Raw genomic sequence first — 11,579 nt, 5'->3', positions numbered from 1 at the left:
ATAGTTGATAGTTGATGGATAAATTTATTAATCAACAACTGACAACTATCGGCTTATTTTAAAAGTATCCTTGTTGTTTACGTTTTTCCATGGCAGCTTCTGATCTTTTATCATCGATACGCGCCCCTCTTTCTGAAATCGTAGATTTTCTGATTTCAGCAACTACTTTGTCTATAGTAATTGCATCAGATAGTACTGCTGCAGTACAAGACATATCGCCAACGGTACGAAACCTCACCAATCTTTCATCCACCAATTCATCATCTTCTCTATGCACTATTTCATCTTCTGCAGACCAAATCATACCATCTCTAATAAAGGTTTTACGTTTATGGGCAAAATAAATCGAAGGGATTTCGATCCCTTCCTTTTGAATATAACTCCAAACATCTAGTTCTGTCCAGTTACTAATTGGAAATACCCGAACATTTTGACCTAAATCAATCTTCCCATTTAAATGGTCAAACAATTCTGGACGCTGATTTTTTTCATCCCACTGGCCAAAATCATCTCTCACAGAAAATATACGTTCCTTAGCTCTTGCCTTTTCTTCATCTCTTCTTGCGCCTCCAATAGCTGCGTCGAATTTAAATTCTTCTAAGGCATCTAATAGTGTTGTAGTTTGGAGGCTGTTACGACTTGCGTATTTTCCTTTTTCTTCAATTACTTTACCTTGATCTATAGAGTCCTGAACTTTGCGAACAATTAATTCTACACCAAGTTCTTTTACAAGACGGTCTCTAAACGCTATGGTTTCAGGAAAATTATGCCCTGTATCGATGTGTAGTAATGGGAAAGGAATTTTACCTGGATAAAATGCTTTTTGAGCCAATCGAACTAAGGTGATAGAATCTTTTCCTCCGGAGAAAAGTAATACTGGTTTTTCAAATTGTGCAACAACTTCTCTAAAAATATAAATAGCTTCACTTTCTAAAGGATTTACATTTAAAATCATTTTTTGTTCTGATTTTATCGATGAACCATTGAGCTGGCCTGTTTTTTTTTCTAGTACTTCCATGCTATGCTTTTGCTTCATTTATTAGTTTGTATGAATCCCACATTCTCGATTATCTAAAACCTTTGTCGGATCGAAATACTTAAATTCGTTTGGCAAATTATGCTGTTCTAAATACACCTCTAATTCTGCATCACTATAATAATAAAACGGACTTACTTTTAATACTCCGTCATTTCCCAAACTTAAAATATCCAAAGAATCTCTTAGGGCAGTTTGTCCTTTTCTAAGGTTAGCAAACCATACATCAGGCTTAAAATCGGCCATAGCCCTTTTAAATGGTTCTAGTTTTACTTGTTCTGTAAACAATGCATGTTTCGGATCTTCTATGTCAGGAATTCCTAATACAGCATCCCGATGAGCTGCTGTTTGTTTCGGAACATATAATTGAATATTAAGTCCTAACAAATTAATCACTTCTTCTGCATGTTTATATGTATGAGGTGTATTATAGCCTGAGTCGCACCATATTACAGGAATATTAGAAAATGACTTAGCACAAACACTAAGGATAGCAGTCTCAAAAGGTCTGAAATTAGTGGTAACCACTGGGTTTTGTGCATTTAAAACAGCCCACTGAGCAATCTCTAATGGTGTTTTATCCTTTAGTACATTATTCAGGTTCGCTATTTCTTTTTCGGTAAACTTCATTTTTAGAATTCTTTTTAAGGTAAAAATCATTTTCCCCATTTGATACGATTCCAGAGTCTTTCGTGAAAAAAATAAAGAATCATTTTTGTTATAAAATCTATAGATGCTATTGAAGTAGCTAATGCTATTTCACCAATAAAAACATAAGAAACTATGAGTGTATCTAATGTACCAACTACTCTCCAGCTTACAGCCTTTGCAACACTTCGCAACGGTTTTTCTGAAGCCCTATCAGTCTCGTACGATGTTTTTTTCGTCGCTACTTTATCTAATATCATTTGATCTAAAATCATTTTTCTTTAAAAACCTATTACCCTATCGGATTAGTAGATTATTATAACAAATGTATAGATAAAAATCTATTTTTTAGTCTTAAAAAGACTAAAAAATTACATGAAACAAAAAAATTATGATATTATCAATAAAAAGCCTAGTGATTTAGTAGATTATTACAGTTCACACCAAAAATGATTAAAAAAAATTAAGTTTTTTCTAAAGCCTGCTCTATGTCAGTAATAATGTCATCGATATGCTCTAGTCCTACAGAACATCGCACCATCCCATCGGTAATACCCACAGCCAATTTATCTTCTTTTGCTAATTTACTGTGGGTAGTAGATGCAGGATGTGTAACAATAGTTCTTGTATCCCCAAGGTTAGCAGAAAGTGAGCACATTTTAATATTATCAAAAAAAGTTTTTCCTGCTGCAACCCCTCCTTTTACCTCAAAAGCTACGATATTACCTCCTAATTTCATTTGTTTTTTTGCAATTTCATATTGCGGATGAGATTTTAGAAAAGGATACTTTACCCAATTCACTTTAGCATGTGATTCTAAAAATGCAGCCAATGTTAAGGCATTCTCACAATGACGATCTGCTCTAACCGCGAGTGTTTCTAAACTTTTTGACAATATCCATGCATTGAATGGGGATAAGGCGGGTCCTGTATTACGCGAAAACAAGTAGATCTCTCGGATTAACTCTTTTTTCCCAACAGTAACTCCACCTAATACTCGTCCTTGACCATCAATTAATTTTGTGGCAGAATGGATTACTAAATCGGCTCCAAATTTTATTGGATTTTGTAAATACGGTGTTGCAAAACAATTATCAATAATCAATAAAAGATCGTGTTTTTTAGCAATCTTACCTAACAGCTCTAAATCTAATAGATCAACTCCTGGATTTGTAGGGGATTCTGCATAAATAATTTTGGTATTCGGCTTAATCAGAGATTCCACTTCATCAAAATTATTCACCGAAAAATAGCTGGTTTTGATATTCCATTTTGGGAAATACTTTGTGAATAAAGAATGTGTTGAACCAAAAACCGATCTTGCAGAAACGATATGGTCTCCGGCATTTAATAATGCAGCAAATGTAGAAAATACAGCTGCCATTCCGGTAGCAAAAGCATATCCATCTTCTGCTCCTTCTAGTTTACAAATTTTATCCACCAACTCAGTGGTATTGGGATTGCTAAAACGACTGTACAGGTTTCTATCTTTCTCCTCAGCAAAAGCTGCTCTCATTTCTTCAGCATCCTCAAAAACAAATCCCGAAGTAAGGTACATGGGAGTAGAATGTTCTAAAAATTGAGTTTTATCTGTTTGCGTTCTAACCGCCTGTGTTTCAAAATTTGGCATTTTCGTACTCATACTTCTTTGTTATTCACTACCACTTTATAAATTATAGTAGCTGTTGGTTCCAGTGTTTTAGATACGGAACAATATTTTTCAAACGATAATTGTGCTGCTCTTTTTGCTTTTTCTGGAGCTACATCTCCTTCTAAATATACGGTGACGGAAATCTCTTTAAAAGGTTTTGCTCCGTCAACTTCTACTCTTGATCCATCTACCTCTGCTCTATAATCAGTAATTTCCTGTCGCTGTTTCTTCAAAATAGAAATCACATCAATCGCACTACATCCTGCTACCCCCATTAAGACATATTCCATTGGACTTGGAGCCAGATCATGTCCTCCCACTTCTGCTTTGCTATCAATATATGTTAAGTGTCCTCTTTCGTTTTTTAATTCGAAATGATAATCATTATCTATTCTCTTCAGTTGTATTTTCATCTTTTTATTTATAATCCTTTTTCAGTTAATCTTAGTATATCTCCAAAAACTCCTCGAGCAGTAACCGCTGCTCCTGCGCCAGCTCCTTGTATAACTATAGGTTGATCGCCGTATGATTCTGTATAAATTTCGAATATAGAGTCGGAACCTTTTACTTGTCCTAACGCACTACTTTCAGGAACAGATACTAATTGAACATCTAAAATTCCTTTTTCTTCAAATAAATCTCCGTGTAAATCTCCGATATATCGCAGTACATGGTTTGGTTTCTGTGCTGACTTTATTTTTTGATACACCAAATCTAATTCTTTTAATCTTTTTAAAAATACTTTTGCTTCTCCTCCTCTGAGATTCTCTGGGATTAGATTGTAAATATTTACATCCTCAAACTCATTACTAAGGTCTAGTTCTCTGGCTAAGATTAACAATTTTCTTCCCACATCATTTCCACACAAATCTTCACGAGGATCTGGTTCTGTAAACCCTTTATCGATAGCCTCTTGTAATACTTTACTAAATGCTTTTTCTTCTTTAGAAAATGTATTAAACAAATAGCTCAAAGATCCAGAAAAAACACCTTTAATTCTAGTGATGTTTTCTCCGGAGAGGTGTAAAAGTTTAATCGTATCTATCAAAGGTAAACCTGCACCTACGTTGGTCTCATAAAGATACTGTTTTTGATATTCTTGCAGTTTTGACCTCAACTCTTTGTAAAACTTAAAACGTAAGGTGTTTGCCACTTTATTAGAAGAGACTAAATCAAACCCATGTGTTACCAAAGTAATGTAGTTCTCAGTAAATTCGTGGCTCGCGGTATTATCAATTGCGATCAAATTTTCTAAATGATGTTCCTCTGTAAAACGAATTACATCTTTTATTTCATAAGAGCTTCCTTCTTTGATATCTGATCTCCAGGAATTTTTAATGCCATTTTTATTTAAAAGTATTTTCTTTGAATTTGCTACTGCAACAATATTTAGGTCGATTTTTTTTCTTTTTTCAATGTCCTTGGCAGATTTCAAGATCTGATCTATCAAAGTCCCTCCTACCAATCCGTGTCCAAATACAACTATATTTATTTTTTTTGCTATTCCAAAAATTTCTCCATGAATTACATTAAGTGCTTTATGCAATTGATTTTTATATACAACCAAGCTGACATTCTTTCCTGAGACCGTATTATTAAATAGTAATGGTATGACTTGATTCTTAATCAACGCATTGAAAGGCTTATGAAATGTGCTTAAATCCTGTCCTATAATAGAAATAACAGATACTTTATCTTCTACCGTAATTGTATTTACATCTCGCTTGTAAAAATCAGATTCAAACTCTTGTTCGAGAACTTTTTGAGCCTTTCTTGCCTTCTCTGCTTCTACAACCAATCCTATTCCTCTTTCTGAAGAGCCTTGAGAAATGATACTTACACTAATATTTTTTTGGGCTAATGCTTTGAAAATCCGTGCATCGACACCCACTTTACCTAACAAACCTCTTCCTTCTAAATTAATTAAAGAAACGTTCTCTAACACCGAGAGGGATTTGATTCTGTTCTCATTATTTTCTGCAGTAATTAATGTTCCTTTATTTTTATCATCGAAGGTATTTAAAATCCTTAAAGGAATATTTTTTTCTATCAGCGGAATAATTGTCTTTGCGTGTAAAATATTGGCACCAAAATAAGCCAATTCATTTGCCTCTGTAAAAGATAGTTTTTCAATTTTTTTTGCATCAGATACTAAATCGGGATTTGCCGTATAAATGCCACTTACGTGTGTAAAATTTTGCAGTTCTTCTGCATTCAGATAATTAGCCAATAAAGCCGCTGTATAATTACTTCCGTTTCTACCTAAGGTAGTAGTTTCATTATTAGTGTTTGATGCAATAAAGCCTGTTACTATATTAATGGTCGATCCATTGTATTTTTTAAAATGCGCTATCACATTTTCTTTGGACAGTTTGTCCAAAGGTTGTGCCTCTCCAAACGCACCATCTGTTTTAATCAACTCTCTACTATCCGTAAAGTGCGCATTGACTCCTCTTTCTTTAAGGATGTGGGTAATAAGTTTTGCAGAAATCACTTCTCCCTGAGATAATACTTGATCCTTAATTCTTTTGCTGTAATCCCCTAATAGAGAAACTCCTTCAAAAAGCTTATCCAAGGTATTGAACTCAGCATCAGCATAAAAATTGATAAAGTCACCCAACTGATATTTCTTAAATGATTCTAATTGTTCTCGGTAGCTCTCATTCTTTACGGCTTTATCCAAAATAGCTTCTAACTCATCCGTAGAATTCCCTCTTGCAGAAAGAACAACCGTTATCGATTCGCCATTATTAACCTTATTTTCGATGATATCAACCACCTTATGGATTCCTTTACCATTTGCCAGTGATTTTCCTCCAAATTTTAAAATTTTCATCTTTATTTTATTTTAAAACACCTCCCGCAATAATGTACTGAGTTGGTCAAATTCTATAAGAAAGGCATCGTGTCCGTGAACAGAGTTAATCAAGTAATGCCAAACATTATGTTTCACCTTTTTTAATTCTTTAAAGGTAATTTCATCTTCTGCTGCAGTAAAAAAGCCATCAGAATTGACACTTATGATATGAATATTAGATTTTATAGCACCAGCAACGTCTGTGAAACTCCCTCTTCCTTTTGTTATATCTATATTGGCTAGTATGTGATTTAGTTCTTTATAGGCTGAAAGCGAAAATCTTTCATTTAGTTTTTCTCCATGATGAAACAACCAACTTTCTACATTATACATGCTCTTATTCTCATTATAACTTCTATCAAACTTATGTTTAAACGATTGAGGAGATCTATAAATAAGCATAGCATGTAATCTTGCATCGTGTACAGGGTTTTCAGAGTTCAATAAGATCTGTTTTTGCACCAGGCAATTGGCTTTTAACCAATCAGTAGATTTCCAATCTGTGGCTACCGGAATTAAATGCTCAATCAAGCTAGGTTCTAAAGCGGCAAGCTCCCAAGCTATTCCTCCTCCTACAGAACCTCCGATAGCAGCATGAAGTTTTTTTATATCAAGTTGCTGTAACCCTTTTGCAAAAATCATAGCGACATCTCTGGCAGTAAAAATTGTATACTCTGAAATTAAATTTTTCTCTTCTCCATCATAGCCATTACCTGGAATATTAAATGACAAAACAGCATATTTTTCTGTATCAATACACTTCTCTTTTCCAATCAACCCATTCCACCATCCATTTGGACCGCAAACACTAGAATTACCTGTTAATGCATGATTAACCAAGACGATTGGAGCAGTATCCAACGGTTGTCCAAACACCTCATAGAATAGTGGCATTTTTTCGATCTTTAGTCCTTTTACGGTAGTATAATTGGTTATTTGAACTTTTTGGAGCATAGATTAAGTTACTTCAGAAGAGTTCTATAACTCATTAACGAATATGTCGTCAACGAGCCAGAAACTCTATGTGTACATGTTTGATTATTTTACTTTTTCTGTTACTTTGACAAAAGCGTTTTTTAGATCGGTTTTCAAATCTTCAACATCTTCTAAACCAACAGAAAGCCTGATTAGATCCTGAGTTACACCTGTTGACTCTTGTTGTTCGAGATTTAATTGTTGATGCGTAGTACTAGCCGGATGAATAATTAATGACTTAGAATCTCCAATATTTGCAAGTAGGGAGAAAACTTTGGTTTCGTTAGCTACAGTTTTGGCAGAATCGAATCCTCCTTTGATTCCAAAAGTTATGATACCACTTTGACCTTTGGGTAGGTATTCTTTTGCAAGTTTATAATATTGATCACTCTCTAACCCAGGATATTTAACCCACGCTACCTCATTCTGATCTTGTAACCATGTAGCCAAAGACAACGCATTTTCACTGTGCTTTTTTACTCTGATTTCTAGCGTTTCTAAGCCTTGTAAAATCTGGAAAGCATTAAAAGGACTTAATGCTGCTCCGTGATCCCGTAGTCCTTCTATCCGTGCTTTAGCTATAAATGCTGCTGGACCTAATACGTCGTGATATACCAACCCATGATATCCTGGAGAAGGTTCTGTGAACTCGGGAAACTTACCGCTAGACCAGTCAAAAGTTCCGGCATCAATGATGACACCACCCAGAGAAGTCCCATTTCCGCTAATATACTTTGTTAATGAATGAATAACAATGTTAGCTCCATATACTATTGGATTCAATAAAGCCGGGGTTGCCACGGTATTATCTACAATAAGAGGTACCTTATAGGCATTTGCTTCCTTAGATATTGACTTGAGATCCAATACATCTAACTTTGGATTACCCAGAGACTCTACAAAAAAAGCTCTCGTATTTTCTTGTACTGCATTTTTAAAATTTTCAGCACTTGATGGGTCTACGAACGTTGTTGTGATTCCAAACCTGGGCAGTGTAACACTTAAGAGATTATATGTTCCGCCGTATAAACTACTGGAAGCAACAATATGATCACCAGACTTCAGCAATGTCAGCAATGTAGTATTTATTGCAGCTGTACCCGATGCAGTTACTACTGCGGCAATCCCTCCTTCTAGAGTAGCTAGTCGTTGTTCTAAAATATCATTAGTGGGATTATTTAACCTGGTATAAATAAAGCCGGGTTCTGACAAATTAAACAAATTAGCCGCATGATCCGAATTATTGAACACATACGATGTAGTTTGATAAATAGGAACTGCACGTGTTCCTCCATTATTTTTCACGTCATGACCTGCGTGTAAAGCTTCTGTTGCAAATTTTTGTGCACTCATAATTCTCTGTTTTAAATTTTAAACAATTGATAAAATTCAAATACATCAAACACTCTGAAGGTGTATGGTATAGAAAATTAAAAAGAAAGGAAACGAAAATTACAAACAGTGTAATTTGTATCGAGTTATCTTTTTCGTCACTGACGAATAGAATTTAGCACCTTCTTTACGAATAAAGGGTTGCTAAGGTTTCATAGGGTCTATTCCCTCCACCTTTCTTAATAACTTACTAATATGTATAAGAAACTTCGGAACAAATCTAGTAATATTTTTTTTAACTACGAACAATTTTTAAAGCAAATTGTTCGTAGTTAAAAAAATACCCTCAAAAAGAGATTTTTATTGGAAAAAAATTAATGATACGTTAAATACTTTCGGATATTATCATTTTTTTTACCTTTGCCGAAATAGTAAAAGGGATAGATTTGACTGATTGCAACCCTAAAGAGCTGAAGATAGTAGTATTCATCACAAAATATTGTATCGCCTCAGCAACCAAATGCTAAAGCAGTTCGATATTATACGGTTCTGGTCGAAAGCTTCTTTATTGCAATCTTGTCTCAACAATTTATTATAGTTTATTCTACAAAAACAACAAAGAATGGCATATTTATTTACTTCGGAAAGTGTTTCTGAAGGACATCCGGATAAAGTAGCAGATCAGATTAGTGATGCTTTATTAGATAACTTCTTAGCTTTTGATAAAGATTCAAAAGTTGCTTGTGAAACTTTAGTAACCACAGGACAAGTAGTCCTTGCCGGAGAGGTTAAGTCAAAAACGTATCTCGATGTACAACAAATTGCTCGAGAGGTAATTAATGAAATAGGATATACCAAAGGAGCCTATCAATTTAGTGGAGATTCTTGTGGTGTAATATCACTTATTCATGAACAATCCCAAGATATCAATCAAGGGGTGGATAGAGAAACCAAGGAAGAGCAAGGTGCAGGTGATCAGGGAATGATGTTTGGATATGCTACCAAGGAAACTGAAAATTACATGCCATTAGCATTAGATATTTCTCATAAGATTCTTATGGAATTGGCTAAATTAAGAAGAGAAGGTACTGAAATTCCTTACTTACGTCCTGATTCTAAAAGTCAGGTTACTATAGAGTATAGTGATGATAACGTGCCGCAGCGTATTGTTGCCATCGTCGTCTCTACCCAACATGATGATTTTGATATTGATGACAACGTGATGCTGTCCAAAATCAAAAATGACATCGTTTCCATTTTAATTCCAAGAGTAGTTTCTCAATTACCAAAATATGTTCAGGATTTATTTAATGATCAGATAACATATCATATCAATCCTACCGGAAAATTTGTAATTGGAGGGCCACACGGAGATACTGGTCTCACCGGCCGTAAAATTATTGTAGATACTTACGGAGGTAAAGGAGCCCATGGTGGGGGTGCTTTTTCTGGAAAAGATCCTAGTAAAGTAGATCGTTCTGCAGCCTATGCATCAAGACATATAGCTAAAAATCTAGTTGCTGCTGGAGTTTCCAGCGAAGCATTGGTTCAAGTGTCTTATGCTATTGGGGTCGTAGAACCGACTTCTATCTTCGTAGATACTTATGGGACCAGTACTTTAGGTATTACAGATGGAGAAATCGCAGAAAAAGTAGCTAAAATATTTGATATGAGACCCGCTGCAATAGAAGAACGTCTTAAATTACGAAATCCTATATACAAAGAAACTGCTGCTTATGGACACATGGGAAAAGAGCCAAAAATTATTACCAAAATTTTTGAGAGCCCTTATTCTGGTAGAGTAGAAAAAGAAGTAGAATTATTTACCTGGGAAAAACTTGATTATGTAGATCAGGTAAAAAAAGCATTCCAAATCTAATTTACCATTAATTTAGCGTAAATTTATAGCCTCCAATATATTATAGAATATTTTTAGTATAAAATGCATTTAATTTTATTGTCAGATTCTATAAGAAAACCTACGAATACTAAATTGTTAAAGAAACTGTTATGTAAATAAATATCTTTGACATCAATAATTAAATTATCGAAATGAGATTAAGAATTGGAATCGCTTTTACGTTTTTTTTTGTTCTTAGTTTATCCTACGGACAGGATTACAAAAACCACACTAAATCCATTAAACAAGTTGATATCAAAATCGAACAAGGTCATTATAGTGCAGACAATTCTGTTTCCGCAGATATGCTGATAATTGAAAACCCTGGTCAAGTTGGTATAAACCAAGATTATACTTCATTTACTGAAGAAGAGTGGATAAATACAAAAAGGCAAATACAGGAAAATAAGAAAAGAGTTCATACTAATAATGAAATTCGTGTTACCAAAATCGTGGATACAATTTTTCTAACAGCTCCTAGTTTTCATGATTCATCGCAACTATCTGGTTGGTAGACCCGTAATAGCTTATTTTATAGAAAAAGACTGCCGTAAGTGGCAGTCTTTTTTTGAGTTATGTAAGGCATTTACGAAGACAATTCTAAGTTTAGGGGGTAAATCCTAAATAAAAAGGGTTGTTTTCCCTCTGGTAACATTCTATATTAACTCTTAATTTAGCCCCTGTAAATCAAACGATTATAAAATAAAGAGTTATGAAATTGAAAATAGTTTTAGTTTTAGTTTTGGTATGGGTTGGTCAAAGTGCATTCGGACAAGCTTACGAAACCAAAAATAAATTAGAAGATAATAACAATCAAAAAGAACTAACAGTAAATCAAGCTGAAAATAAATCGATAACTTCTATTTCAAAGAGCGATCAATTATCTATGATTAATGATGTGTATTTTAGTGATAAGGAATGGGAAAAAACAAAACGACAAATTCGAAGAAATAGAAAAAGAATTGTAAGTAGCAGGAATGGTATTCATACTACTAAGAAATTGGACACTATTTATTTAGAGATAAAAATCCCCACAAATAATTCAAGAATTACCGATTGGTAACATATTTCTAAATCCATTATTAAAACTCCTAGTGCCAAAAAAAATGTTTTCAAATGAAAATAGGTGTATTTACCTGTCACAAATATTATGGTATTAATGTAATTTAGGTTCGGATTT

General features: G+C 34.1%; 11 protein-coding genes and 1 riboswitch. Of the genes, 3 read left to right on the top strand and 8 right to left on the bottom strand.

Going from position 1 to position 11,579, the window contains the following annotated elements:
* Positions 1–58 precede the first annotated feature (58 nt).
* From cysD to ACWGOQ_RS03095, 8 genes are all read right to left on the bottom strand, one after another.
* Entirely contained in the window at positions 59–1,036 is a 978-nt protein-coding gene (gene cysD, locus ACWGOQ_RS03130; protein WP_452057096.1) for a sulfate adenylyltransferase subunit CysD, read from the bottom strand.
* 3 nt (positions 1,037–1,039) lie between these two features.
* Positions 1,040–1,666, bottom strand: coding sequence for a phosphoadenosine phosphosulfate reductase domain-containing protein (locus tag ACWGOQ_RS03125; RefSeq protein ID WP_452057095.1), 627 nt, complete (start codon positions 1,664–1,666; stop codon positions 1,040–1,042).
* Positions 1,667–1,692: 26 nt separating this feature from the next.
* Complete coding sequence (locus ACWGOQ_RS03120) at positions 1,693–1,944, bottom strand: DUF2061 domain-containing protein (RefSeq protein ID WP_452057094.1); 252 nt, start codon at positions 1,942–1,944, stop codon at positions 1,693–1,695.
* Between the two features lie 203 nt (positions 1,945–2,147).
* Positions 2,148–3,326, bottom strand: coding sequence for a trans-sulfuration enzyme family protein (locus tag ACWGOQ_RS03115; protein ID WP_452057093.1), 1,179 nt, complete (start codon positions 3,324–3,326; stop codon positions 2,148–2,150).
* On the bottom strand, positions 3,323–3,748 hold the full coding sequence (locus tag ACWGOQ_RS03110; protein ID WP_452057092.1) for an OsmC family protein: 426 nt from the start codon (positions 3,746–3,748) through the stop codon (positions 3,323–3,325). The genes ACWGOQ_RS03115 and ACWGOQ_RS03110 overlap by 4 nt, the downstream gene beginning before the upstream one ends.
* A gap of 8 nt (positions 3,749–3,756) precedes the next feature.
* On the bottom strand, positions 3,757–6,171 hold the full coding sequence (gene thrA / locus ACWGOQ_RS03105) for a bifunctional aspartate kinase/homoserine dehydrogenase I (RefSeq protein ID WP_452057091.1): 2,415 nt from the start codon (positions 6,169–6,171) through the stop codon (positions 3,757–3,759).
* Between the two features lie 12 nt (positions 6,172–6,183).
* Positions 6,184–7,146 (bottom strand): alpha/beta fold hydrolase, encoded by a 963-nt coding sequence (locus tag ACWGOQ_RS03100; RefSeq protein ID WP_452057090.1) that lies wholly within the window; start codon positions 7,144–7,146, stop codon positions 6,184–6,186.
* Between the two features lie 84 nt (positions 7,147–7,230).
* Positions 7,231–8,520, bottom strand: a complete 1,290-nt coding sequence (locus tag ACWGOQ_RS03095) for an O-acetylhomoserine aminocarboxypropyltransferase/cysteine synthase family protein (RefSeq protein ID WP_452057089.1) — start codon at positions 8,518–8,520, stop codon at positions 7,231–7,233.
* Positions 8,521–8,642: 122 nt separating this feature from the next.
* Positions 8,643–8,748: riboswitch (SAM riboswitch) on the bottom strand.
* A 373-nt stretch (positions 8,749–9,121) separates the two neighbouring features.
* Here ACWGOQ_RS03095 and metK point away from each other — a divergent pair.
* The 3 genes from metK (at position 9,122) to ACWGOQ_RS03080 (ending at position 11,462) form a co-directional block, all read left to right on the top strand.
* Entirely contained in the window at positions 9,122–10,378 is a 1,257-nt protein-coding gene (gene metK / locus ACWGOQ_RS03090) for a methionine adenosyltransferase (protein WP_452057088.1), read from the top strand.
* 173 nt (positions 10,379–10,551) lie between these two features.
* A complete protein-coding gene (locus ACWGOQ_RS03085; RefSeq protein ID WP_452057087.1) occupies positions 10,552–10,914 on the top strand; it encodes a hypothetical protein in 363 nt (120 codons plus the stop codon).
* Between the two features lie 197 nt (positions 10,915–11,111).
* Complete coding sequence (locus ACWGOQ_RS03080; RefSeq protein WP_452057086.1) at positions 11,112–11,462, top strand: hypothetical protein; 351 nt, start codon at positions 11,112–11,114, stop codon at positions 11,460–11,462.
* The last annotated feature ends 117 nt before the right edge of the window (positions 11,463–11,579 follow it).

The sequence above is a fragment of the Aquimarina ulvae genome (assembly GCF_053613295.3).
The sequence above is the reverse complement of the archived record's forward strand: the minus strand, read 5'-3'. Positions and strand labels throughout refer to the sequence as shown.

Coding starts and splice junctions, on each gene's coding strand:
- metK (WP_452057088.1), top strand. CDS start 9,122: ATGGCATATTTATTTACTTCGGAAAGTGTTTCTGAAGGACATCCGGAT.
- ACWGOQ_RS03125 (WP_452057095.1), bottom strand. CDS start 1,666: ATGAAGTTTACCGAAAAAGAAATAGCGAACCTGAATAATGTACTAAAG.
- thrA (WP_452057091.1), bottom strand. CDS start 6,171: ATGAAAATTTTAAAATTTGGAGGAAAATCACTGGCAAATGGTAAAGGA.
- ACWGOQ_RS03085 (WP_452057087.1), top strand. CDS start 10,552: ATGAGATTAAGAATTGGAATCGCTTTTACGTTTTTTTTTGTTCTTAGT.
- cysD (WP_452057096.1), bottom strand. CDS start 1,036: ATGAAGCAAAAGCATAGCATGGAAGTACTAGAAAAAAAAACAGGCCAG.
- ACWGOQ_RS03080 (WP_452057086.1), top strand. CDS start 11,112: ATGAAATTGAAAATAGTTTTAGTTTTAGTTTTGGTATGGGTTGGTCAA.
- ACWGOQ_RS03110 (WP_452057092.1), bottom strand. CDS start 3,748: ATGAAAATACAACTGAAGAGAATAGATAATGATTATCATTTCGAATTA.
- ACWGOQ_RS03120 (WP_452057094.1), bottom strand. CDS start 1,944: ATGATATTAGATAAAGTAGCGACGAAAAAAACATCGTACGAGACTGAT.
- ACWGOQ_RS03100 (WP_452057090.1), bottom strand. CDS start 7,146: ATGCTCCAAAAAGTTCAAATAACCAATTATACTACCGTAAAAGGACTA.
- ACWGOQ_RS03115 (WP_452057093.1), bottom strand. CDS start 3,326: ATGAGTACGAAAATGCCAAATTTTGAAACACAGGCGGTTAGAACGCAA.
- ACWGOQ_RS03095 (WP_452057089.1), bottom strand. CDS start 8,520: ATGAGTGCACAAAAATTTGCAACAGAAGCTTTACACGCAGGTCATGAC.